This window comes from Eubacterium segne (assembly GCF_014287775.1).
Classification (GTDB): domain Bacteria; phylum Bacillota; class Clostridia; order Lachnospirales; family Lachnospiraceae; genus Eubacterium_G; species Eubacterium_G segne.
In genome coordinates this window covers 231,062-257,160 of the sequence record NZ_JACOOZ010000002.1, presented here as the reverse complement: position 1 = coordinate 257,160, position 26,099 = coordinate 231,062, and the positions used below count along the sequence as shown (strand labels likewise).

Here is a 26,099-nt window from a genome sequence, read left to right as displayed (position 1 = left end):
TTTTAACGTTCATTACATATAAAGTCAACAAATGATATGTCATAAAACCTACGCATAATTATATTTTTTTCTTTGTTCTACAAAGAAGAAAATAGTAACACATAATGTTAAAACTTCTGCTACATTTACTGCAGACCAAATTCCTGCAATACCGAAAATAACCGGCAAAATAAGCACCGACACAATTTGAAATAACAGTGTGCGGAGAAAGGAAATGGCAGCAGAAACCAGCCCGTTGTTTAAGGCAGTGAAGAATGAGGAACCAAATATATTGAACCCGTTTATTAAATAAACAAGACAGTATATTCTAAAGCCTGCTAAAGCCATTTCAAATAAATCACTATCATATCCTACAAATAACCAGGCAAGGGTAGAAGCCGATAACTGTGCCAGAACAACAAGAACGATACCGGAGACACCAATAAATGTAAGACTTTTCTTAAACAGACTTTTTAGTTCACGATGATTTTTAGCACCATAATGAAAGCTTGTTATAGGGGCACTTCCTATTGAATAACCAAAGAATATTGACATAAAAATAAAGTTTACATACATAATTGCACCATAGGCAGCTACTCCGTTTTCCCCGGCAAAATTCATTAACTGAATATTGTAGAGAGAGTTTACAATTGAACTGGAAAGGTTAGTCATAAGTTCAGATGAACCATTGGCACAGGTTTTTAAAAGTATCCTCCCTTCAAAGTGGGTTTTTCCAAGACGAAGCTGACTGGAATTAGGTCTTGCAAAATATAGTATGGGAAATAATCCACCTATAAATTCACCACAAATTGTTGCAATGGCAGCACCTGTAAGCCCAAAACCCAACAGGGCAACAAAAATATAATCAAGAACAATATTGGTAACTCCGGCAGCTATTATGACACCCAATCCCAGCTTTTGCTTTTCCGCAGTAACAAAGAAACTTTGAAAAACATTTTGAAGCATAAAGGCTGTTATGGAAATAAGGGACAGCCGGCCGTATAGTATGCAGTTATTTAAAAGTTCTCCTGTTGCACCTAGAGCTTTGGCAATAGGTGGAATAAGGAAAAAACTTATAATGGCAAGTAAAATACCAAATATAATTGTTACATAAACTAAAAGCGAGAAATACTCATTGGCTTTCTTTTTATTACCTTCTCCCAGAGTTTTAGCCACAATGGCACTTCCTCCTGTTCCAATCATAAATCCAAGGGCTGATATTGCCATGATAAATGGAAGGATAAGATTTATGGCGGCAAGGGCAGTCTTTCCCACATAATTAGATACAAATAAGCCGTCAACCACACTGTAAATAGACGTAAATATCATCATAATAATAGGTGGAATAACAAATCTAAGCAGTTTTGAATATGTGAAATGTTCTGATAATTGAGTACTCATTTTAATCTCTATTTCGCCTCCTCGTGGTTCTTAATTTTGTTAAATGCTTCTCTAAGGGCTGTTATATGTTTGCTTTGCAAAATAAGCATTTGACGTCGCTCATCTTCCGTAAGACTTGAAATGGCTTCATTTTCTAAAGTAATAATAGGGTAAATCGTCTCCTTAATATAATCCCTTCCGGCATCAGTAAGGTTTATGTGCATGTTTCGTCCTTTACCGTTGCTTAAATAAATGTATCCTAATTTTTCCAGTGAACGGATAGAAGAATGAATTGTCTGTTTGGGAATAAATGTACTCTTACTTATATCGCGTTGAAGACAACCGTCTCCTAACTCGCAGATTGAATATAGTATGTCCAGTGAACTGTTGGATATTCCAAGTTTTAGGGCGGCATCGTGATAGATGTTATTAAATTCCTTAAATAATTTATTTGATTCCAAAAGAGCGGGGCTCATTTCAGGTTTTTTAATATTTTTTTTATTCATAAATTATAAATCACTCCTACAAGTCTGATTTCGTACTTAACAGCATAGTACGAAATCGGACTTGTGTCAAGTACAAGATATAAGTAAATTTTGTTGCCATAAAAATTAGAGTAGGGCAAAATAATATTAGTAAAAATCTGAAGTAGAATTGGTAAAGAAGTGGATGAATAATTTGCAAAAAGAATAATAGAAAAATAAACGTCCTCGCAAGTTCACTTGCAGGACGTTATTTTACCATTTTGCATGGTTGTAAGCGTTCACAAAATTTTCACAAAAAAATTAGCACTCACCTCTTGACAGTGCTAACAAAAAGAGCTATAACATAGTCAGAACAAAGGAAGAGACATAAGAAGTCAAGAATATGAGTTCAAGATTCCTGGTCGCAGAGCCTTAAGTTCAAGTCAACAACACCTCGGATTTCTCCGATAGTGTCGAAATAAAATTTTTTAATTATATTTTGAAAGGAGACATGACTTATGATGATGCCTAGTATTTTTGGAGAAAACTTATTTGATGATTTTATGAATGATTTTGCATTCCCTGCATTTGAGGATGTAGATAAGGAATTGTATGGTAAACATGCAAAGAACTTAATGAAGACAGATGTTAAGGATACAGAAAATGGATATGAAGTGGATATAGATCTTCCGGGATTTAAGAAAGATGAAATCAAAGTTAAATTAGAAGACGGAGTCTTAACAATTAGTGCAGCTAAGGGATTAGACAAAGACGAAAAGGATAAGAAGGGCAACTACTTAAGACGTGAACGTTATGCAGGCAGCATGAGCAGAAGCTTTTATGTAGGTGACCACGTTACAGTAGAGGATATACATCCTAAATATGAAAATGGTATTTTATCATTTAGTGTTCCAAAAGCGGAAAATAAACCAATTGAGGAAAAGAACAAATACATTGCAATTGAAGGATAATCCATTTCATAAAATAAAAGGGAGTGTCAAAGGTTTAAAAGCCTTTGGCACTTCCTTTTTTACGTCATAAATTAAGGCAAATAACAGGGTTAGAATGAGTTTACAATAAGAAAAATTTCGGCTAAAATTGAATATAGTTTAAAATTAAGAAATAGAAGGCGATTGATATGATACTGTGGTTATTATTGCTAAACTTTTTATTAGTTGCATCTATAGCAGGAGTGGTATATTTAACAAGTAGAATCAGAAAATTTGGATTTATAGAAAAAATTTTCAAGGGAAGCTTTATATAATTGGACGACAGAATCGTTCTGAAGAGGTGGAAAAGGAAAACGGAAGAAAAGATATGACACAGTTAGTTCAGGGATTAGATGACAGAGTTTATGGTTATGAAAAAAGGGAAAATACCAATTTTGTTGTCACATCGGGAATTTCCGATTGGGCAATAAAATTTAAGACAGGATGTAAATCAGAGTACGTCATAATTAACATTCAGGGAAAATAGAAGGAGAATCAGATATGAGAAGAAAAGACAGAGAAATAACAGATTTTGATGAAATGATGGAAATAGTAAAAAAATGTGATACATGCAGGCTGGCATTAAATGATGGAGAGTATCCGTATATTGTGCCACTTAATTTTGGACATGAGGTAAAGGATGGGAAACTGACTCTTTATTTCCACTGTGCAAATGAAGGAAAGAAGCTGGATTTAATTAGAAAAAACAATAAGGTAACATTTGAAATGGATTGTGACCATAATTTCATACTTTATGAAGAGAGAATGAGCTGTACCATGGGATATGAAAGTGTTATAGGCCATGGTACAATTGAATTCGTGGCTGAAGAAGATAAGTTTGAAGCATTGAAAATACTTATGAGACATTATCATGCAGAGGATTTTGCTTTTAACACAAAGCCGATACCTGTAACAACTGTTTTCAAGTTAGAGGTTGAGGACATGACAGGAAAAAGAAGAAACAACATTCACTAAAATAGGGATAATATAAGCGAGGAACTAAATTGAATATTTTATCATTAGAAAACATAACACATTCATATACTGAAAGAAAATTATTTGACAACACAAGCTTTTATCTTCATGAAGGGGAAAAAGTAGGAGTTATTGGAATAAATGGAACAGGTAAGTCTACCTTACTGAAAATTATGGCAGGATTGGAAGTGCCGGATGAGGGAGAGGTAATAAAGGCATCAAATATGATGATTCACTATCTGCCACAAAATCCTAAGTTTAATGACGGGGATACAGTGTTAGAAAGTGTTCAAAACATGATACATCATCATGCCAATGAAAACGAATTGGTAAAGGCTAAGTCTATGATGACAAGACTGGGCATAACGGATTTTGAACAAAAAACAGGGGAATTGTCAGGGGGACAGAGAAAAAGGCTGGCGTTGGTTTCAGTGCTTATTACCCCATGTGATATATTAATATTGGACGAGCCTACCAACCATTTAGACAGTGAAATGGCACAATGGTTGGAAAATCAGTTAAAAGCATTTAAAGGGGCACTGGTCATGGTTACTCACGACAGATATTTTCTTGACAGTGTGACCAACCTCATAATTGAGTTAGACAAAGGAAAAATATACAGCTATGATGAAAAGTATTCAGGCTTTTTGCAGAGAAAGGCAGAAAGGGAAGACAGCGTCAAGGCAAGTGAGCGAAAGAGACAAAGTATATTAAGAAAAGAAATTGAGTGGATGCAAAGGGGAGCTAGAGCAAGGTCTACTAAGCAGAAAGCACATATTAAAAGATATGAGGATTTGAAAAATCAAAAGGGAATTGAAACAGAAGACAAAATAGAGTTAAGCAGCATTAAATCAAGAATGGGGAAAACAACCATTGAAATGGAAAACATATGCAAAGCTTACGGTGAAAATGTGTTAATAAAGGATTTTTCCTACAACTTTTTAAAAGGTGACAGGGTAGGTTTTGTAGGAAAAAACGGTTGCGGAAAAACAACTTTAATGAAAATAGTTGATGGCAGAATAAAACCTGATAGTGGAATAGTTAATATTGGACAAACGATTAAAATCGGATATTACACCCAGGAAATTGAAAATGACAAAGATGCAGGCATTGCCTATATGAACCCTGATGACAAGGTAATTGATTATATAAAAAACACTGCGGAATTTGTGAGAACTCAGGAGGGGCTGGTTTCAGCTTCTGTTATGTTAGAGAGGTTTTTGTTCCCGTCCTCTCAGCAATATAGCAAAATTGAGAAGCTTTCCGGAGGAGAGAAAAGAAGACTTAACCTGCTTCGGGTTTTAATGGAGGCACCGAATGTTTTAATATTAGATGAGCCTACAAATGATTTGGACATTGAAACCATGACAATTTTAGAGGACTACTTAGATAGTTTTGATGGAATTGTTATTACGGTATCCCATGACAGATATTTCTTAGACCGGGTAGTTAGGAGAATATTTTCTTTTGAAGGAAATGGAGTAATAAAACAGTATGAAGGCGGTTATACGGATTATTACAATAAGAAACAGGAAGAAGTGGAACACACCAAAGAACAGGAGAAGCCGGCTTCAAAAGGCAGGCAGGAGAAAACAGCTTATAAAAGTAAAAATAAGAAACTTAAATTTTCTTATAATGAACAAAGGGAATATGACACAATAGAAGATGATATTGGAAAATTAGAGAAAAAACTTGAAAAGTTAGATATTGATATGAACAAAAATGCCACTAATTCCGTGAAATTAAAGGAATTGATGGATGAGAAGGAAGAAACGGAAGCTTTGTTAATGGAAAAAATGGACAGATGGGAGTATCTGGAAGATTTGGCAAAGAAAATTCAGCAGCAGTAATGTTAATACAGTGCAGGTGATGTTAATGGCGTATAGTGAGTTAATTAAAAAATTTGATAAAGTCCGTAATTATATGCGGGATTTTTATGCTTATGGATTTCACACCCGAAATGATTTTGATAAAAAAAGCGCCAGAAGTTATGATAATGAGCGGAGACGAATAGAAAGCTGGCTTTCAGATTATATGAATTTCAGACAACAGTCCGGTGGCAAACAGATATTTTTCTCCGTTGACAGCAGAAAAATTCTTCACAATCCACTGTATAGGGCTTATAAGGCAAAAAGTTTTACAGATAAAGATATTGTGCTTCATTTTTATATAATGGATATTTTAGCTGATGAAAAATGCCATAGCTTTAAGGAAATTGCAGAAAGGGTTTATTCTGAATATCTTTCTTTTTTTGATACTGATATGTTACCTGATGAGTCGACAATAAGAAATAAAGTAAAAGAATATGTTGATTTAGGTCTTATTAATGAGATTAGGCAGGGAAACGGAATCAGCTATGAAAGAGGAAAAAGTGTTTATATAGGTGAAGATGGGATGGATGCTGTAGCCTTTGCTGCGGAAGAAACACTGGTGGGAGTTGTTGGTTCTTTTATTTTAGACAAATACAACGGAAACAGGGATTATTTTTCCTTTAAACACAGATACATGATGGAGGCTTTAGAGCAGCAGATAATAGTTGATATTTTATTATGTAAAAAAAGAAATGAATCAATAGAGCTAACAATGAAAAGCAGTAAGATTAGGGTATTTCCTCTTAAAATATATATAAGTACACAAAACGGACGACAATATTTAATGGGATATTATTACCGGGAACGCAGACCTGCCATGTACCGAATAGATAATATTGAAAAAATAAGAACCATAGGTTTTGAGAAAAATCATCAGCTGTATGATTCCTATGGATATAAGTTTGGGGCACATATGTGGGGAGTTTCTTCAGGAAAAAGAGACAGCAGAATTTTAGAACATTTGAAAATGACAATAAACATAGAGGAAGGTGAAGAATTTATTATTAACAGACTTATGCGTGAAAAAAGATGTGGCACAGTAACAAGAGCAAACGAAAGTACGGTTGAATTTGAGGCGGATGTTTATAGTGCACAGGAAATGATGCCATGGATAAGAACATTTATTGGGAGAATAGAGAAGTTGGAATGCAGCAATCATGCCGTGGAAAAGGTTTTCTATGATGATTTAGAGGCAATGTATTCCATGTACCAGGGAGAAAAGAATGATATTTAACGAAGTATATGGAATTTACTACAATGTAGTGGGAAAAATATTGAAGGAAGCTGTGAAAGGTGAAATTAGCCTTGATAAAATTAAGGAAATAACGGGAAAAGAGGCATTTGGCGAAAGTATAACGGTGATTCCTGATAAATTATTAAAAAAGCAGTGGCCTTTAATGGATGATAATTTTGAGACGCCTTTAAAGAATAATCCGGATATGCCTCTTACAACAATAGAGAAAATGTGGCTTAAGGCTATTTTATCTGACAAAAGAATTAGTTTGTTTGAACCTTCTTTTGACGGACTTGAGGATGTGGAGCCGCTTTATGACAAGGATACCTTTGTGTATTTTGACAGATATTCAGATGGAGATCCTTATGATGATATTGAGTACAGGGAGCATTTCAGACTTATACTTGTGGCAATAAAGGAAAGAAGGATTGTAAGAATTGTTTATAAAGGCAGGAAAGGAAAGCACATCCATACCTTAATTCCGAAAGGGCTGGAGTATTCGTCTAAGGATGACAAATTCAGGCTTGTTGCAGAAAGCTTAAAAGGCACTCAGTATATCATTAATATGCAAAAAATTACGAAATGTCAGGTGATGGAGGGTTTTGGAAAAGATAGTGTAAGAAAAAGGAAACTGGCGTTTGGTGAAGTTATTTTGCGGTTGAAGGATTATAGGAAGGCTCTTGAAAGGGCTATGCTAAGTTTTTCGGATTTGGAAAAAGAAACAATTAAGTTAGATAATAATACATATCAAATTAAACTGAAGTATTGTGTGGATGATGAAACGGAAATACTTATAAGAATACTGGCATTTGGCCCATTGATTGAGGTAATGGGGCCTGATGATTTTAGAGACAAAATAAAAGAAAGACTTTTAAGACAGAGAAAGTTGTGAATTCTTTTGAGTTCGCAACTTTTTTTCAATGATAACCTGATAAATGAAATGTATTATGTATTTATCAAAGGAAAGGAAGAGATAAATATGGATAGAATTGAAATCAAGGGAAAAGTCAATACAGCAATTTGTTACGCAAAGGTAGTTGAGAATGAAGCAATTGAGCAGATAAGAAGAATGTGTGATTACCCAATGACGGAAGGGGCAAAAATAAGAATTATGCCTGATGTTCATTCCGGAAAAGGATGTACCATAGGAACTACCATGACCATAAAAGACAGGGTAGTTCCTAATGTGGTTGGTGTTGATATCGGCTGTGGAATGTATACAGTGTGCTTAGGAAAGGGTGAAATTGACTTTGCAAAAGTTGACGAAGCAGCACATTTTATTCCGTCAGGAGGTAATGTGTGGGAGGGAAGAATAGAGAGATTTGACCTTACCAAATTAAAATGTTACAGAAAATTAAAGGATACAAGAAGACTTGAAAGGTCATTAGGCACATTAGGAGGGGGAAATCATTTTATTGAAATTGATGAGGCATCAGATGGAAATAAATATCTGATAATACATTCAGGAAGTAGAAATCTGGGAAAACAGGTGGCTGACTATTATCAGAATCTGGCGATAGATTTAGACAAGGGATTAGAAACTTATTTTGTGGCAAGAGAGGAATTGATTAAAACATATAAAGAGCAGGGAAGGAGAAAAGAAATTCAGCAGGCTTTAAAGGAGCTGGAGAAAACACGTTATGAAAATGAGCCACAAAATCCTGAAGATTTATGTTATCTATATGGAAAGCATATGGAGGATTATCTTTTTGATGTGGAAATATGTCAGAATTTTGCCAAAAGAAACAGGGAAAAAATGGCTGAAATTATATTAGAGAGAACAGGTATGGCGGGAAATGATGCTTTTCATACAGTTCATAATTATATAAATACTGAAGAAATGATTTTACGAAAAGGTTCAATAGCTGCCCACAAAGGGGAAAAGGTATTGATACCTATTAACATGAGAGATGGCTCGGTTTTAGCTGTGGGAAAGGGAAATCCGGAATGGAATTATTCAGCACCTCACGGAGCAGGAAGAATTATGTCAAGAACAGTGGCAAAGGAAAAATTGTCTATGGAGGAATATGCTGCATCTATGACGGATGTATATACAACATCAGTGTCAGAGGCAACATTAGACGAAGCACCAATGGCGTACAAATCATTAGATGATATTATAGATGTAATAAAGGAGTCGGTGGAAATTATGGAGGTAATGAAACCGGTGTATAATTTTAAGGCGTAGGAGAAGAATATGAGGGAAATTATATTAGAGGAATTACGGAAAATAGAAGAAGTAGAAAAAGTGAAAATTATAATGGCGGTGGAATCCGGTAGCAGGGCGTGGGGATTTGCCTCACCGGATAGCGATTACGACGTTAGGTTTATATATGTACGAAAACTGGAGGACTACTTAAAGTTAGAGGGAAACAGGGATGTAATAGAGTGGAAATTAGATGAGGTATTAGATATTAATGGATGGGATTTAAGAAAAGCGTTACGGTTGCTATATAAATCAAATCCCACAATATTCGAGTGGAGTGCATCGCCTATTGTATATTGGGAAACAGAGGATTTTAAGAAATTAAAAAAATTACTTCCCCGGTATTTTTCAATGAAGAAAAGCCTTTATCACTACCGGAGCATGGCGGAGCGTACATATATTGAGCATTTGCAGGGAGAAGAGGTAAAGGCAAAGAAATATTTCTATTCCATGAGACCGTTACTTGCTGCAAAATGGATATTAGATAAAAAATGTGCGCCACCAATGTTGTTTGAAGAGCTAATGGAGGCAGAGTTAGAGGAAATTTTAAAACCAGAGGTAGAAAAATTATTGAAAATAAAAAGGGATTTGACGGAAATGGGGATGGTAAAAAAGAATAAAATTATTGATGAATATATTGAAAAATCCGTATTAGAAACCGAGAAAATTGCAGGAAATATGGAGAATGAATCAGTGGAGTGGAAACCACTTAATGATTTATTTTTGGAAATGATTCAGTGGTAATAGGGAAGGGCGTATCTTGAATGTACACTAAAAGCATACATTAATTCGACAAAAATTTTTTTAGCTTTTTTCTGTACACAAATAAAGGATATTAAGGTGAAACAAAATCAGTTATACTTAACATAACAAAGGAAAAAGGAGAAAAGTTATGAAGAGTGCTGATAAAGAAAAGATGGGGGCTTATTTAAAGAAACTTATAGAGGAACGATATCCATCACATAGGAAATTTGGGAAGGCATATCTTGAGGCAATAGATGTTCAGGTAAATGATGAAGAATTAAGGAAAATAAGTAATAAACTTTCACAAATAATTAATGGGAAAAAGGGTATACAGCTTGAAGACCTTATGGTATTTACAGATTTGCTGGGGGTATCTTGTGAAGAGATTATTACCGGGGGCAATTACTTTGTACCGGTGGCTAGTCATATGACAAACTATGAAATTGCCTTTACAGATAATCCTCGTGTTTGGAAAAAATATATGGAGCGGGAAGATAAGATATTTTTAAATAGTGATGAATATGGAAAAACAGTTATTGAATACGCTTTAGAATTTAAAAATTATAAGTTTATGAAATATCTTATGGACGAGGGATATATATGGCTTGTGGATAACAGTGAATGGAAAAATTTTGGATATTCATATGGTGCAGGTACAAGTGTGAAGAAGCGTGACTTTAGAGATTATGACACAAGTGTACCATTTTTGATTTATACTCAGGATAGAATACGGACTCAGACAATTGCACTGGCAATAGAAAATAATGATTTGGACATACTCGATACCCTTTTGGCAAGGGATAATCCATTTTTACATGTTGCTGGTACTTTGGGGTTTGCCTATGGTTTGGAGCGGTACTATAATGCGGATTTAATGAAAGCGGTTTCTGAATCCGACCAAAAGGTTTTGGATTATTTCTCAAGAGAATTTGAAATTAAAGATATATATAACAATGAGAATACATTTATTTACCCGTATATGGGGGAACTGATTGATATAATGCTTAAAACTAACAGAAAAGAAGTAGAGTTGTTAATTAGAAGATCATTAAAACATAATAAGGAAACACTTAAAAAGTTAGAAACAATGATTAGGGATGCGTATCAGAGTGTGGGTGAAAACTGTGATCGGTTAGAAAAAGTGCCTGTTATGGAAATTACATTAAGATGTTTTAGGTTTGATAACGAGAACAAAATAGTAAATTATACTTATTATAAGGAAAAACACTCTAGCGAAAAGATAGTTACAAATGTTGTTTATATTTCTGAAAAATCATCAGCACCATTAATAAATGAACTGATTTCTGAAATAAATGAATTATATTCCCGGATTTCATCTTTGGGGGATAAATCATTAACAAAGCAGATTATTAATTGGATTGAAAGTAAAGAGTGGTAAATTTATTGGCAGTCAGAAAAGTTGTGAATCTTATATATTCGCAACTTTTTTCTTTATATAAAAAAACACTTGACTTAGTATCAAAAAGATGATAAGTTGTACATGAACATAATATCGATTTGATACAAAGAAAAGGAGATATGAGTATTATGGAAAAAAATAAGAAAAAAATATTAATTGTGGTGGATATGCAAAAGGACTTCACATCGGGAGTGCTGGGAAATGCTGAATGTGAGGCTGCTGTGCAGGAAGTGGTAAAGGTAATTAATTCAAACCAATACGACGAAATATATCTTACAAGAGATACTCATCATAAAGATTATCTGGAAACTCAGGAGGGTAAAAATCTGCCGGTGGAGCATTGTATTGAATTTTCAGATGGATGGGAAATTCGTCAGGAAATTATGGAAGCTGTTAAAGATGAAAAAGTTGAAATTGTCAACAAGCCGTCTTTTGGTTCTCTTCTCCTTGCAGAGGAGCTTAAAAATAAATATTTTAATGAAATGGAAAAGGTTGAAGTTACTCTTGTGGGGGTATGCACGGGAATATGTGTTATTAGTAATGCAATGCTTATTAAAGCCACGTTGCCTGAAACTAAAATAAATGTTATTGAAAAGGCATGCGCCTGTGTAACGTTAGCTTCCCATAAAAATGCAATTGAGGCAATGAAAATGTGTCAGATTAACATAATTTAATGGGAACAAATAAGAAATATTTAAATGAATTAAAAGAAAGAGGTTAGTATTATGGAACAGATTATTAATAGTTTATTGGAAAATGATTTATATAAATTTTCAATGGGTCAGGTAATTTACCACCAGTTTAGTGATTACAAAACAACATGGGATTTTAAATGCAGAAATAAGGATGTGTATTTTACATCTGAAATGGTGGAGGAAATAAAGGAGCAGATTAAGTTATATTGCAATCTTAGATTTACGGAAAATGAGCTGGAATATCTTCACAGCATTAAATGGTTAAAGGGTTCATACGTTGATTTTCTCAGATTGTGGCAGCCAAGATATGAAGATTTTGAGATAACAACAGATGCAGATTGCGGATTGACCATTGAAACAAAGGGAACATGGCTTAATACATCAATGTATGAAATTCCTGCATTGGCTATTGTAAATGAAGTTTATTTTAGAATGGCTTATGATTATGATGAATTATTTGAAAGCTTTAAGAAAAGACTTGATGAAAAATGTGAAAAACTGAAAGACGGAAAGTTGGAATTAGGCAATTTCTCAGAATTCGGTCTGAGAAGAAGATTGTCTGCTAAAGCTCAGGAAATAGCAATTGAGAAACTGGCTGATTTAAGTGGTAAAATGCACGGAACTACTAAGTTTATTGGAACAAGTAATGTATATCTGGCAAAGAAGTACAATCTTACTCCTGTAGGAACTATGGCTCATGAATGGATTATGTGTGTAGGACAGGGAAATCATAAACACAATCCGGCATATTCAAACTGGTATGCTTTGGATGCATGGGTTAAGGAGTACGGTATATTAAACGGTACTGCTTTAACGGATACAATTACAACGGATTGCTTCTTAAAGGACTTCCAGCTGACTTATGCAACTTTATTTAGTGGTGTAAGACACGACAGCGGAGACCCTTTTGAATGGGGAGAAAAAATGATTAAACATTACAAGAACCTTGGAATTAATCCGCAAAACAAAACTTTGTTGTTTAGTGATTCTCTTGATTTTGAAAGAGCTGATAAATTATACAAATATTTTAGTAAAAAGATTAATGTTGCATTTGGCATTGGCACATATATAAGTAATGATACTGATGTACCGGCACTTAATATTGTAATGAAAACCACAAAGTGCAATGGAATGGATGTGGCAAAAATAAGTGATACTCCGGGAAAAGGTATGTGCAGAAATCCAAAATACGAACATTATTTAACAAGATGCATAGATTGGAGAATGCAAAATGACTGAGAAAGATTTTTTGAAGGAATATGACATAACAAAGTACGACAGACCATCAATTGCCACGGATATTGTATTGTTTACACTGGATAATTCAATTAAAAATGCCAAAAAAGTCAATGTCGGACCGTTACAGATATTATTGATAAAAAGAGCTTCTAATCCCTTTAAAGGTCAGTGGGCATTGCCCGGTGGATTTTATGAGAAGGGTGAAACATTGGAGGAGGCGGCAGCACGTGAACTTTACGAAGAAACTAATGTAAGAAATGCGTATCTTGAAAATACTAAAACCTTTAGTGAAACAGGGAGAGATCCCCGTGGATGGATTGTGTCAAATGCTTTTATTGGGGCAATAAATAAAAGTGACTGCAATTTAAGGGCAGATTCTGATGCATGGGAGGCAAAGTGGTTTAATTTATCTGAAGAAAAAGAGGCAGGAGAAAACTGTACAGTGTACAATTTGAATTTAACTGCTGAGGATGATTCCTGTAGCATAAACATAGTGGTAAAGTGTGATAAAACCATGGAAATGGGCAGGGTAAAGCATAAATGGAGTATTTGCAAATCAGAGAATCTTGGATTTGACCATGCATTAATTATTACGGAGCTGTTTCAGAAACTAAAGAATGGTATTCTTAGTGATATAAGATTATTGTTTGAGTTTGTTCCGGAAACATTTACTGTGGGACAGCTAGAGGCCACATACAAGGCGATATTTAATATTGACGGAAAGGTTCCTAATTTTAGAAGAAAGATAGGTAACTATATTGTTGAAACCGATGAGTGGGAAAGGGAAACATCTTATAGACCACCAAAGCTGTGCGTAAGGAATATGGAGGTTTTTTGAGGGAAAATAGATTATGAAAGAATTGTTTTGGGATATAAGCACTAATTTGTCAGACAATATCTGACAAATTAGGATGGTCGCATATATGTGAACTAATTACAATTGATGATTTAAAACGCTTAGTGGATAGAATTATTAATGAAGCTGGTGAATAGAACAATTATTTGTATTGCAGGTTTCATTTATGGATAGACAGTTGGGGGTGACTGTCTATTTTTTTACAAAAGATTTTCAATTAAAAGGTATAAATTGAGCCCCATCCTACATAAAAAGTAGAAGACGAAATATGGTAATATATGGTATAATTTGAAAGTATTAAAAAATGAGTCTTGAAAAAAGTATGAATAATTAGCTTGACATGACAAGAGAGGAAAATGAAAATGAGCAGAAAAGAAAATATTCTAAATGCATGGATTATGGTGGAACATTTAACTGAAGGAAATATAAATATAAGAGATAAATCAATTAAATCATTTGACGGAAAAACAGATTTTTATAGTATGTTTGCTCAAAAAATACAGGAAAGAAAATTCGATAAAAATCAAAAAGATGCAGGAATAGTTGTTTACTTTGAAATCTTTGGGTTTAACGAAGTGGTAGAGATAATTCGCAAAAAATATAATTTAGAACCTACGGATGAGGAAATTAGAGTTGGAGAAAAATTTAGTTTTGCATTAGGATTCGATAAGAATTTAGCATTACGGGAGGACCTTACATTTGTTACCATAAGCACCTATATTCGTAATTTTAAAGAAATTCCAATAAAAAATACATTTAATGAATATGAGCGTGAGTTTAAAACACAGATTTCACAATTATTTATGGAAGATGAGAATGAAGAAAATATAGATTTTATTAACAAGAAAGTAAAATTCAATGATGCAATGAACTACATTATAAATAAGTATGAAGTCAATTTGAAAAATTGTAGATTCCAGTTAGTAAATAATTTAGACACCGATGCAGCAAATATGCATTCATTTTTTGTGGAAGATTTGGAAAGGGCAAAGAAAGATTGTTCTTCCAATTTGGATAGGTATCTTCTGGGAAAAGTAAATAAAAGAATCAATTTGGATAGTAAAAATACGTCAGTTAACTTTAATCCTGATATTTTTGAAAAAATTCTACAACCTAAAAATTATCCCATTGCCAGATTCCCGAGTAAAACAAAATATTCTCTTAGTTTTATGCAACAGGTTGCTGTTAATCTTGCAATTGGCTATGACAACAGTCAAATAAGAAGCGTTAATGGACCACCGGGAACTGGAAAAACAACCCTGTTAAAGGATATCTTTGCGGAATTGCTGGTAAGACAGGCATACGAAATAGCTAATTTATCTGATAAAGTTATAAAGGCAAATCCAACAAAGGGATATTATGAAAATATATGTATTGGGAAAATGCCTGAAAATATTGCTGAAAATAATATTATTGTTGCAAGTTCTAATAATAGTGCCGTCCAAAATATTGTTAATGAGCTTCCACTTATACAAGGAATAGACGATAAATTTGTAGAGGAATTAAAAGAAGCCGATTATTTTTGGGAGATTGCAAATTCAGAATTGTCGTCAGAATGGATAGAGGATAAGGAAAGCGGAAAAAAGCAAGAGAAACTTATAATGAAAAGAAATCCGGGTGAAGATATGTGTTGGGGGACTTTTTCTCTTGAAGGGGGAAAGAAGAGTAATATGGCAAATATTATCATGAATATTAAGCACATGCTTAATCATTTGGAAAAAGAATATATTTCAGACAAAGGAGTATATGAGAAATTTTTAACTTACTATAATCAGGTAGAAAATATTAGGCGAAAAGCACAAAGATATTATAAAAATATACAAGAATATGAAAAATGCTGTATTTTATTAAAAAAATTACAGGAGAATTATAAAAAGACTAAAGAAACAAAGAGAGTTGAATTAGAATGTAAATTGGCTCAATATAGGGAGATGAACAAGGAAAAAAGTCTGGACATTGATGATTTAAAAAAACAGTACGAAGATATAGAACAGAGCAAGGAGATGGTTGATAAAAACAGACAAAGTATAGAATGGTGCATACAATTATTATTAAACCGGAAACCACGATTTTTTTCATTACCGAAAACTAAAAAGGAATATAAGAAAAAAACAGGAGAGGTCGGTCAGCGACTTGAAGAGTGCATAAGTCAAAGCGAAGAGATTGAATGTGAGAGAAGAAAGATAAATTCAAAAATTCAGGAACGTCAAAATGAATTAGATGAATTGCTTTCAAAGGAAAAACAAGAAAAATGTATATTTGATGAGTGGATAATAAAGCGAGAGGGTGAAATAACAAAGGTTGAAGAAAAATGCAAAAATTATAAAAATAGAATAAGTGATAAAAATTTCAAGAAGCTTGATATGGGCTTAGAATATGAAGAATTACAATTGTCTAATCCATGGTTTGAGGAAATATACAGAATTGCTCAATCCAAATTATTTATTGCGGCGCTAAAAGTAAGAAAGCAATTTTTGTATGATAATTTGAAGAGTATAAAAAAAGCCATAATGGTATGGAATAGGCAGAAAGAGGGAATATATGAAAAGACCTTGGTTTTGTCAGCATGGAACTGGATAAATATGGCGATACCTGTAATAAGCTCAACATTTGCCAGTTTTTCACGGATGTGTGAAAATCTTGGAACATCAACATTGGGACATTTATTTATAGATGAGGGAGGACAGGCATTGCCACAGGCAAGTGTAGGAGCCATAAATCGCAGCAAGCACATTATGGTGTTAGGAGATCCAGAACAAATAAAGCCGGTATTAACATTAGATTCTAATGTATTAGCAATGCTTGGTGAACATTTTAATGTGAGTGAAAAATATTTATCAGGCACAGCATCGACACAAACCCTTGCAGACGAAATAAGTAAATATGGATTTTATAAAGAGCAGGATGAAGCATGGGAGTCATGGGTTGGAATACCGTTGTGGGTTCATAGAAGATGTAAAAGTCCGATGTTTAAAATCTCCAATAAAATTTCCTATAATGGCTATATGGTTCAAGGTGTTGAAGGAAAGGGAAAGGTGGATTGGTTTGACATTGGTGGAACGGCAAGTGACAAATATGTTGAAGAACAGGGAAGATTTCTGTTGCGAAAAATAGAGGCAATGATTCAAAATGACAAAAAAATAATAGACAGGAATGAAAAAGATACGATATATGTAATTACTCCGTTTGCAAATGTTGCATATCAACTGGCAAAACTATTAAAGAATATAGAGTTTACCAGGTATGATGAGAAGAATAAGCCTACAAATGTTGGAACGATTCACACTTTTCAGGGAAAAGAAGCACCTATCGTATTCCTAGTATTAGGTGCTGATAAAAACAGTAGAGGAGCTGCAAGATGGGCAGTGGAAGAACCTAATATGATGAATGTTGCAGTAACCCGTTCAAAAGAAGAATTTTATATTATTGGTGACAAAAGATTATATTTGGATTTGGGCAGTGATGTTGTTAGAGATACATATAGTATTATTAAAAATTATAATACTCATCAGATGGACAACAAGGTAGGGGATAAGAGTGCATCTGAAATACAGGTCTGAATATTAATGATGAATAAGATATTTTGTAGACATAATTTGCAGACTATATTAAAATACAGTATATTATGGTTTATTTTGCCATTGGAGGAAGTGAATAAATGGAAACATATTATTTAATTGATTTTGAAAATGTTCATAATGAGGGCATTGCCAATATTAAAAGTATGACTAAAACGGATCACATGCATATTTTTTCAACACAAAATGCTACAAATATAAATAAAGATGTATTTTGGATTAATGGAGATATTAAATCTCATTTAGTACCTGCTAAAAAGCAATCATTAGATATGCATTTGGTATCTTATTTGGGATATTTGTTAGGTATTCATGGGAAAGATTGTTGTTATGTGATTATTAGTAAAGATAAGGATTATGATAATATAGTGAAATTCTGGAAAGAGGAAGGTTATCAGAATATTTCCCGTAAGGAGAAGTTGCCTGGAAATGAACCTGTTCAGAAGAAAACAAAACAGGCAGGTTCACAGCCTAAAAGTAATTCCCAAACTGCCAATGGCAGAATTAGTGCCGGTATGGCATATAGGCTTGATGGAAAGGATAGATGTGAGTTAAATATTTTTATACAACACAATCTTGTTAATAGGGGATACGATCACAGCTCAGCAAATCGGATTTGCAAGTATGTAGTAACTCATTGCAATGATGAAAGAATGTTAAGTGGAATACACAATGATATAAAGAAAGATTTTGAAAACTATTCAGATGTGTATGGAGATATAAAGTCAATTCTTGAAGATTTTGTGCAATCCAAAAACAAAGATACAAAAAGGGAGTCGCGGGTTCGTTCTTTTTTCGGGCAGCATTTTAAGAAAAAAGTATATACAGATTGTAAAGAGGAAATTATACAAACTATCCTGAATGCGGAATCAAAGCAACAGGTGAACAATGGTTTGTCTAAGTTATATACGGACGGAGAAGTGGTTTCCCATATCTATAAAGTGGTACAACCTTTGATTAAGGAGCTGCCGGGAAAGTAAATGACTTTCATATAGAAAAATTATTAAGGATGACAAATTAAAGATAAAATAATATTAAACTAATAAATACATAAACTTGACAAATAAACGACCGTTTACTAGAATAAAAGTGAACGGTCGTTTATTTACATATGGAGGTAACTGAAAATGAGGAACAGAAAAGAAGAAATATTAATTGTGGCACTTCATTTGTTTGCGAGAGATGGTTATGAGGCAGTTTCTGTAAGTCAGATAGCCGGAGCATTGGGCATAACAAAGGGAGCGTTGTATCGCCATTTTAAAAGTAAAAGAGATATTTTTGATTGCATTGTACAGCGTATGGAACAGGAAGATAGTGAGCAGGCGGCAGACAACAATATGCCTGAAGATAATAAAGAAAGTATGCCGGAGAAATACGAGACTATTTCTTTGGAGGATTTTATTCAATATAGTAAATCTATGTTTGAGTATTGGACGGAGGATGATTTCCCTTCATCTTTTAGAAAGATGCTGACAATAGAGCAGTTTAGAAGCGAAGAAATGCAGAAATTGTATCAACAGTACCTTGCGTCAGGGCCTGTCTCATATGTAAAGGATTTGTTTGCTGTCATGAATATTGAGAATGCTAATGAAAAGGCAGTTAGATTCTATGGAACCATGTATTTTTATTACAGTGCTTATGATGGCGCAAAAGATAAGAAAAAGATAAAAAAAGAATTTGAATCAGCTATATGCAGTATGGCGAAGGAAATTGAAATTAAGCAATAAATTCGGCATTTGTGCCGGAACTTGACTTTGTTATGTATAAGGATGGGGAGTTAATAGGACAGAATATGTTTATGAAGGCAACTATAGCAGCAGATGATGGAAGAAAAATCCCAATTATGACTATGGGACCAATTTGCATAAAAAATGAATTTAAAGGTAAAGGATATGGAAAAATGTTGCTTGATTATTCCTTGGAAAAAGCAGCAAATTTTGGCTGCGGGGCATTATGTTTTGAAGGGAATATTGATTTTTACGGCAAAAGCGGCTTTAAGCAGGCCAGTGAGTTCGGAATACGTTATTATGGATTGCCGGAGGGAGAGGATGCATCATTTTTTTGCTATGTAAAATACATTTGACATGGTAAATCTATCGTATGTAAAGTATTTTTGATAGCCAAAAACAGGCTTGGGGGTTAATATTAAGTACGCAAGGGAGGTAAAGAAATGGAATTGGGAAAGCAAATAAAAACATATCGTCAGGAAGCAAATATGTCTCAGGAAGAATTAGCTTATCGTGTTTATGTTTCCAGACAGACAATTTCAAACTGGGAAAATGATAAATGCTACCCGGATGTTAAGAGTTTAATCTTATTGGGGGAAATTTTCCATGTATCTCTTGATAAATTAATTAAAGGAGATGTTGATATTATGAAAGAAGTAATCAAAAAAGAAGAAGTTGAAAAAATGAATCGGTATGGAGTCATCTATACGGTGGCCCTGGGCATTACTGTTGTATCAGCGGTACCATTATTTATATGGCTTGGCATATGGGCATTTATTCCATGGGGAATTATTTATGCGGTTGCTTTATATTGGGGGATAAAGGTGGAAAAAGTGAAGAAAAACAATGACGTCAAAACATATAAGGAAATTGTTGCATTTTCCGAAGGAAAATTGCTGGATGATATACAAAAGCAACGGGAGATAGGTAAGCGTCCATATCAGAAAGTTTTAATAGTTGGTGCAAGTGCTGTGATTACCTTTGTTATTTGTATATTAATTGGATTGATTATGAATGCTTGGGAAAATTAGGAGGGAAGAGTGAGACAGCGGATAAGGGGGTGAGATGTGGAACTGATGAAATTACATAGGAAAGAGAGGAATGATGTAAGGTGAGAACTTAAAAATCGGAGACTATGAAGAAAAGTCTGTAAATTAGATTCTTTTATGATAATGATAGGCGAAAGGCTTGAAAAATCAGCTTTTCGCCCTTTGTTTATATATAACAGTTACTAAAACGCATGTCAAGAGCAGGCGTTTCTGCCGCCTGCTTTGCGATGGAATATTGCCTATTCTGGAAGGCGTCCTTCGTACATAATACTTAGTTCTCCAATTACAGAGAACAAGTCAGATGCAATATATCATTGAAAAGCCTAAGACAGAAAGTGGCGAGAGATATGTTCCAATGTCTGGTGAGGTGGCGGCTTGTTTCAAGAGAATACTTAAGGGCAGGGTCAATCCCAAAGTTGAACCGATGGTTGATGGAATGACAGGATTTTTATTCCTTGATAAGAATGATATGCCTATGGTGGCATTACATTGGGAAAAGTATTTTCAGCATATTCGGGAAAAGTACAATAGCATATATAAGGTTCAGATGCCGCCAATCACACCGCATATGTGTCGTCATACGTTTTGTTCTAATATGGCTAAGTCGGGAATGAATCCGAAGATACTTCAGTATATTATGGGACACTCGGATATCAGTGTTACGATGAATACCTATACTCATGTTAAATTTCAGGATGCACAGGAAGATTTTTAAAAAGCAATTAATTCATAATGACCTGATGAAAATGAGAGAAAAATGGCTGAATGCCAGTATATATATTAATCCCCAATTTCTTACCTGTCGATTCCCAATGGCAGATTTGCCTTTGGTGCAGACTTGAAATTTACCAAAGTTTTTACCAAAATTGATGACAAAAAATATGCAAAGATATGCCAAAATATGCTAGAATAAGTGAAAAATGAAGAAAGGTAAAAAGGCTTGAAAAGCCCGAAAATACTGGAAATATGAGAAAAATCAAGATTTTATTTATCTGCCACGGCAATATCTGCCGTTCCACCATGGCACAATACGTCCTTCAACATATGGTTGAACAGGAAGGCATAGCCTGGCAGTTTTACATCGACTCAGCAGCTACAAGCTACGAAGAAATTGGAAATCCCGTCCATCCAGGAACTAGAAACAAGCTAAATCTTGAAGGAATTTACTGCGGAAATCATCGTGCAAGAAGGATGACAAAACAGGATTACGAATATTTTGACTACATCATAGGAATGGACACTGCAAATAAAAAAAATATTATGAGAATTATTGGAAGAGATAAGGACAACAAGGTGTACAAACTGTTGACTTTCGCCAACGATTCGGCAGACATAGCGGATCCGTGGTACACAGGAAATTTTGATATCACATATTCTGATGTGGTGCGGGGATGCAGAGGCTTTCTGGAATATTTACAACAGAAGTCTTAACAAGTTTATAAAGTAAAAATTTCTGCTTGCTTACAACATATGCTAAGTAGTTTTGTATTGAAAAATTAATTTTAGTATATAGCGCATTTATTTTCAGGCACATAGTTCTCATATCATTTGCTATAAACGTTAATTACAGGAAAAAGCTAAAAATACAAGAATATTATTGTATTTTTAGAAAGTGAAAATTAGTCAATTTAAGTCCGGTACAATAATATTCTTATTTAATACTTTATTTAATGTAAATATCATGAAAAAATTAGTCATACCAGCCATTAAATTCAATTATTTACAGTAAATATTGAAAAAATCAGGAAAAAAATGTACTTTTTATACTCTACATTAGTTTCAATAAGGAAAAATACGGCAAAATTATATTAAAACAAATTTATTAATGTAATTTTGCCGTTTCCAACTATCATAACAATTTCTCAGCTAATCATCAATCTGAATCTGCAAGACAACCTCCAAAGATTCCAACTTTTACTCCCAACACATCGCTACATCTTCTCACAGATATCCCTTGCAACATATACACCGCTTGCGGATGCATGAGACAGTGAGTGGGTTACGCCACTGCCGTCCCCGATAATATATAATCCATTGTATTTACATTCAAGATTGTCATTAAGTTCCACTTCCATATTGTAGAATTTAACCTCTACTCCGTAGAGCAAAGTATCGTCATTAGCTGTTCCCGGAGCGATTTTATCTAATGCATAAATCATTTCAATAATGCCGTCTAAAATACGTTTAGGAAGCACAAGACTTAAATCTCCCGGAGTTGCTGAGAGAGTAGGAGTAACAAGTCCTTCCTCGATACGGTTCTCAGTGCTGCGTCGACCTCTTACCAAATCGCCAAAACGCTGAACAATAACGCCACCCCCTAACATATTTGAAAGTCTGGCAATGCTTTCGCCGTAGCCGTTACTATCTTTGAAAGGTTCTGAAAAATGCTTAGCCACAAGAAGGGCAAAGTTAGTATTTTTAGTCTGCATTTCTTCGCTTTCGTAACTGTGTCCATTGACCGTTACAATGCCGTTTGTATTTTCGTTTACCACAATACCGTGAGGATTCATACAGAAAGTACGGACGTTATCCTCGAATTGTTGTGTACGGTAAACAATTTTGCTTTCATAGAGTTCGTCTGTAAGATGGGAAAAAATAACAGCAGGGAGTTCCACACGGACACCAATATCCACACGATTTGATTTGGTTGGGATATCCATTTCGTGACAAACTTTTTCCATCCATTTGCTTCCGCTTCGACCAACAGAAACAATACATTTAGGGCTTTCAAAGGAGCCATCCGCCGTATGAATAACATAGCCGTCGTCTGTTTTCTCGATTGAAACCACAGGTGTATCAAAGTAAAAATCAATAGTTTCTTTTAATTCATTATATAAATTTTCCAAAACAACGTAGTTAATATCCGTTCCTAAATGTCGAACCGATGCATCTAAAAGTTTTAACTTGTTTTGCATACATATTTTCTTAAATTTAGTTCCGGCGGTAGAGTACAAATGGGTCCCTTCTCCACCGTGGGACATATTAATATCGTCCACATATCTCATTAAATCAAGAGCCTTTGTTTTTCCAATGTGTTCGTATAATGTTCCACCAAAATCATTTGTAATATTGTATTTTCCATCAGAAAAAGCTCCGGCGCCACCAAAGCCACTCATAATAGAACAGCTTTTACAGTTGATGCAATTAGGAACTTTATTGCCGTCAATAGGACATTTTCTCATGGAAAGCTTGTGACCCTCCTCAAAAACGGCAATTGAAAGTTCAGGCTTTTTTCTGGTTAGCTCGTAAGCTGCAAAAATACCTCCAGGACCGGCTCCAATAATAATAACGTCGTAATGCTTCATAAAAATCCTCCTAATTTAATATGTAATGCCAACTTATTTAGTCGGTGTGAAATTGCCAAAAACGCAAAAAAATACCGCTAAATAAAGTATATCTATAAAAGCGGTTATAGATAACTATTTGCGGCAGTTAGTAGAAACGTTCATCCGTATTATGAACTTATATAATCCTTACAGATAATATCAGAAATAATACATAAAAGCAATAGTGAATGTTATGAGAAAATGTTGTGAAAAATCCCCGGCACCTTATTAATTACATAAAAAAACACAATATCTGAAATTCTGTTGTAAATTTTAATACCCAAGGAAACTTAATCTCGGGTTTTTACATTAATAATTGGAAAATAATCATATTTTATTGTAAATTTTAATTACAACTCGCCCATATTGTTAGCTAAGTCAACATCAGATAAAAAAATTACAATAAAAATCAAGTGAAACAAATATTTTATTGTAATTTAAAATTCATTTAGAAATCAAAATGCATATATTTACAATAAAAAAATACAAGAATTGATATATTAATGTAATTTCCTAAAAACAAGCCTAATTATCTTCCACCAAGCTATAAAAATTTGAATTATCTACATTAAAAATCTACAAAAATACTCATATTAATGTAACGTCCCCACAGAAACATCACAACGTCCCACCCCCTCGGGACCTCACAGAATCCCACCCCACGTAGCATTCACCATCCACCCCACGTAACATTCACCATCCACCCCACGCAGCATCCATCCGGGAATATCACCACATCCCGGAATCACAACAATTCCCACAAGAATCTCCCGCAAGTATTTACAAGCCCCACACTTACCACAATTCCTCCATCACCCACTTTTGCAAATTTGCAATGGCTTTTAATGTGTGCTATAGTTTAAATATGAAGGGAGCAGGAATAAAATGAATTTGGACAAAACATCAGGTCAGATAATTATGTCATTATGTCAGGAGGCGGGCATATCCAGAAGTGAGCTTGCCAGAAGATTAGGAGTTACTCCGTCTCAAATCAGCCGAATAGTAAATGAAGAAACTAAAACTATAAGCAGTGAGATATTAATTGCAATGACAAAGGAATTTGGAGTGTCGGCAGACTATATTTTAGGATTGACAGACAAAAAAGCAGGTAACAATAGTGTGGATAACCCGGTGATATTCCATGGCACAATGAAAAACATTAGTACAGATGATTTTACGGAAAATAACAACAGTGTGGACACCAAAAAAACATCCGTTATCACAACGCCTGCCAGAACCACAACGCCTAACATCACCAGAACTGCCATGTTACTTATGAGCTCGGCATTTCCTCTTGGAAAATGTCTTGAATTTATTGAGAACATAGAAGATATTCCACAAAAGGAAATGGCATACGCTGAGTATTATTACTTTAGCGGTCACCATGAAAAGGCAGTTACATACGCTGAAATGTACTTAAATCATGAGGATATAATGCTTAAATTGTCGGCAAGTCTTATATATACCTTTGCAAATCTGTCATTAGACAGAATCAATTCGGCAAGACTTGGTCTTGAGAGGCTAAAAGAATATCTTGAAAAAGCCATGGCTGAAAACACCGACAAAAAAACAAGGGCATGTTGCGTATTTGTTGCTTCGGCGGCTCACACGCTGCTTCATCTTCCGGTAGGTCATATACCACCATTGTCTGAATACCTTACGGAATTTACCAAAGGAATGCAGTTGTGGGGAGTATATGTTTTGGCTCACAAGGCGTATCTTAATAAGGAATATGAGCGTTCATTAGGAATTGTTCAGGCATGCATTATGACCTGTGACAAAACATACCCAATAGCTATGATATATTTAAATCTTGTGGCAGCAATGGATGCCATGAATATGATGAAAAAGGACGAGGCAAAAAAATACTTTATGGAGGCATGGAGAATTGCAAAGCCTGACGATTTAATAGAAGGAATAGGAGAGCATCATGGGCTTTTGCAGGGGTTGATAGAAACCTGTATGAGAAAAGAATATCCAAAGGATTATGCCAGAATAATTGATATTACATATAGATTCAGCGCCGGTTGGAGACGAATCCACAATCCTGATACTAACGAGGATGTGGCGGATAACCTAACCACCACGGAATTTACCATTGCCATGCTTGCCAACAGAGGATGGACAAATAAGGAAATAGCAGAATATATGGATATTACCCAAAGAACGGTAAAACAACATTTAACCTGCGTATTTAATAAACTAAATATAACCAACAGAAAACAACTAAAGGATTTTATGCTGCGATAATAGCTTATAGCTAAAGGACTCCATGCTACAATAACAAGCCGAATAACTCTATACTGCATAATAGCCCGAATAACAGCTTATAGCCAAATAACTCTATACTACCATAACAGCCCGAAC

Annotated in this window: 23 protein-coding genes and 1 riboswitch; of the genes, 20 read left to right on the top strand and 3 right to left on the bottom strand. The window is 34.4% G+C overall.

The window, feature by feature from the left end:
- Positions 1–48: 48 nt before the first annotated feature.
- Together H8S00_RS03470 and H8S00_RS03465 are read right to left on the bottom strand one after the other, a co-directional pair.
- Positions 49–1,380, bottom strand: a complete 1,332-nt coding sequence (locus H8S00_RS03470; RefSeq protein WP_186839998.1) for an MATE family efflux transporter — start codon at positions 1,378–1,380, stop codon at positions 49–51.
- 8 nt (positions 1,381–1,388) lie between these two features.
- Positions 1,389–1,865, bottom strand: a complete 477-nt coding sequence (locus H8S00_RS03465) for a MarR family winged helix-turn-helix transcriptional regulator (RefSeq protein ID WP_186839997.1) — start codon at positions 1,863–1,865, stop codon at positions 1,389–1,391.
- A gap of 476 nt (positions 1,866–2,341) precedes the next feature.
- On the opposite strand from H8S00_RS03465, the gene H8S00_RS03460 reads away from it, so the two are divergent.
- The 19 genes from H8S00_RS03460 to H8S00_RS03370 all read left to right on the top strand — a co-directional run bounded on the left by H8S00_RS03460 (position 2,342) and on the right by H8S00_RS03370 (position 21,837).
- Positions 2,342–2,794, top strand: a complete 453-nt coding sequence (locus tag H8S00_RS03460; RefSeq protein WP_186839996.1) for an Hsp20/alpha crystallin family protein — start codon at positions 2,342–2,344, stop codon at positions 2,792–2,794.
- Between the two features lie 319 nt (positions 2,795–3,113).
- Entirely contained in the window at positions 3,114–3,299 is a 186-nt protein-coding gene (locus tag H8S00_RS03455) for a hypothetical protein (RefSeq protein WP_186839995.1), read from the top strand.
- A 14-nt stretch (positions 3,300–3,313) separates the two neighbouring features.
- Positions 3,314–3,787 (top strand): pyridoxamine 5'-phosphate oxidase family protein, encoded by a 474-nt coding sequence (locus H8S00_RS03450; RefSeq protein WP_186839994.1) that lies wholly within the window; start codon positions 3,314–3,316, stop codon positions 3,785–3,787.
- Between the two features lie 29 nt (positions 3,788–3,816).
- A complete protein-coding gene (locus H8S00_RS03445; protein WP_186839993.1) occupies positions 3,817–5,637 on the top strand; it encodes an ABC-F family ATP-binding cassette domain-containing protein in 1,821 nt (606 codons plus the stop codon).
- 25 nt (positions 5,638–5,662) lie between these two features.
- On the top strand, positions 5,663–6,892 hold the full coding sequence (locus tag H8S00_RS03440; protein ID WP_186839992.1) for a WYL domain-containing protein: 1,230 nt from the start codon (positions 5,663–5,665) through the stop codon (positions 6,890–6,892).
- Entirely contained in the window at positions 6,882–7,784 is a 903-nt protein-coding gene (locus tag H8S00_RS03435) for a WYL domain-containing protein (RefSeq protein ID WP_118588851.1), read from the top strand. The genes H8S00_RS03440 and H8S00_RS03435 overlap by 11 nt, the downstream gene beginning before the upstream one ends.
- A gap of 87 nt (positions 7,785–7,871) precedes the next feature.
- Positions 7,872–9,080, top strand: a complete 1,209-nt coding sequence (locus H8S00_RS03430; RefSeq protein WP_186839991.1) for an RtcB family protein — start codon at positions 7,872–7,874, stop codon at positions 9,078–9,080.
- 9 nt (positions 9,081–9,089) lie between these two features.
- The gene (locus tag H8S00_RS03425) at positions 9,090–9,842 is read left to right on the top strand and encodes a nucleotidyltransferase domain-containing protein (protein ID WP_186839990.1); all 753 of its coding nucleotides are present in this window, start codon (positions 9,090–9,092) and stop codon (positions 9,840–9,842) included.
- Positions 9,843–9,990: 148 nt separating this feature from the next.
- Complete coding sequence (locus H8S00_RS03420) at positions 9,991–11,241, top strand: hypothetical protein (protein ID WP_186839989.1); 1,251 nt, start codon at positions 9,991–9,993, stop codon at positions 11,239–11,241.
- Between the two features lie 149 nt (positions 11,242–11,390).
- The gene (locus H8S00_RS03415; protein ID WP_186839988.1) at positions 11,391–11,936 is read left to right on the top strand and encodes a cysteine hydrolase family protein; all 546 of its coding nucleotides are present in this window, start codon (positions 11,391–11,393) and stop codon (positions 11,934–11,936) included.
- Positions 11,937–11,987: 51 nt separating this feature from the next.
- Positions 11,988–13,196, top strand: a complete 1,209-nt coding sequence (gene pncB / locus H8S00_RS03410) for a nicotinate phosphoribosyltransferase (RefSeq protein WP_118588856.1) — start codon at positions 11,988–11,990, stop codon at positions 13,194–13,196.
- Complete coding sequence (locus tag H8S00_RS03405; RefSeq protein ID WP_021952627.1) at positions 13,189–14,034, top strand: NUDIX domain-containing protein; 846 nt, start codon at positions 13,189–13,191, stop codon at positions 14,032–14,034. Before pncB ends, H8S00_RS03405 begins: the two co-directional genes overlap by 8 nt.
- A gap of 380 nt (positions 14,035–14,414) precedes the next feature.
- Complete coding sequence (locus H8S00_RS03400) at positions 14,415–17,612, top strand: AAA domain-containing protein (protein WP_186839987.1); 3,198 nt, start codon at positions 14,415–14,417, stop codon at positions 17,610–17,612.
- Positions 17,613–17,710: 98 nt separating this feature from the next.
- The gene (locus tag H8S00_RS03395; protein WP_118588858.1) at positions 17,711–18,610 is read left to right on the top strand and encodes a PIN domain-containing protein; all 900 of its coding nucleotides are present in this window, start codon (positions 17,711–17,713) and stop codon (positions 18,608–18,610) included.
- Positions 18,611–18,757: 147 nt separating this feature from the next.
- The gene (locus H8S00_RS03390; protein WP_118588859.1) at positions 18,758–19,357 is read left to right on the top strand and encodes a TetR/AcrR family transcriptional regulator; all 600 of its coding nucleotides are present in this window, start codon (positions 18,758–18,760) and stop codon (positions 19,355–19,357) included.
- Positions 19,358–19,368: 11 nt separating this feature from the next.
- Positions 19,369–19,713 carry a GNAT family N-acetyltransferase gene (locus H8S00_RS03385; protein WP_366459309.1) on the top strand — a complete coding sequence of 115 codons (345 nt, stop codon included), beginning with the start codon at positions 19,369–19,371 and terminating at the stop codon, positions 19,711–19,713.
- Positions 19,714–19,800: 87 nt separating this feature from the next.
- Positions 19,801–20,388, top strand: a complete 588-nt coding sequence (locus H8S00_RS03380; protein WP_118588860.1) for a helix-turn-helix transcriptional regulator — start codon at positions 19,801–19,803, stop codon at positions 20,386–20,388.
- A 319-nt stretch (positions 20,389–20,707) separates the two neighbouring features.
- Positions 20,708–21,121 (top strand): site-specific integrase, encoded by a 414-nt coding sequence (locus H8S00_RS03375; protein ID WP_347497876.1) that lies wholly within the window; start codon positions 20,708–20,710, stop codon positions 21,119–21,121.
- 251 nt (positions 21,122–21,372) lie between these two features.
- Positions 21,373–21,837: a low molecular weight protein-tyrosine-phosphatase gene (locus tag H8S00_RS03370; protein ID WP_186839986.1), complete on the top strand. Its 465-nt coding sequence runs from the start codon at positions 21,373–21,375 to the stop codon at positions 21,835–21,837.
- Between the two features lie 500 nt (positions 21,838–22,337).
- On the opposite strand, the gene H8S00_RS03365 is transcribed toward H8S00_RS03370, so the two are convergent.
- The gene (locus H8S00_RS03365; protein ID WP_021952636.1) at positions 22,338–23,711 is read right to left on the bottom strand and encodes an NAD(P)/FAD-dependent oxidoreductase; all 1,374 of its coding nucleotides are present in this window, start codon (positions 23,709–23,711) and stop codon (positions 22,338–22,340) included.
- Between the two features lie 87 nt (positions 23,712–23,798).
- Positions 23,799–23,896: riboswitch (purine riboswitch) on the bottom strand.
- Between the two features lie 721 nt (positions 23,897–24,617).
- Between H8S00_RS03365 and H8S00_RS03360 the strand changes: the two genes are divergently transcribed.
- Positions 24,618–25,982, top strand: coding sequence for a helix-turn-helix domain-containing protein (locus tag H8S00_RS03360; RefSeq protein WP_021952637.1), 1,365 nt, complete (start codon positions 24,618–24,620; stop codon positions 25,980–25,982).
- Positions 25,983–26,099 lie beyond the last annotated feature (117 nt).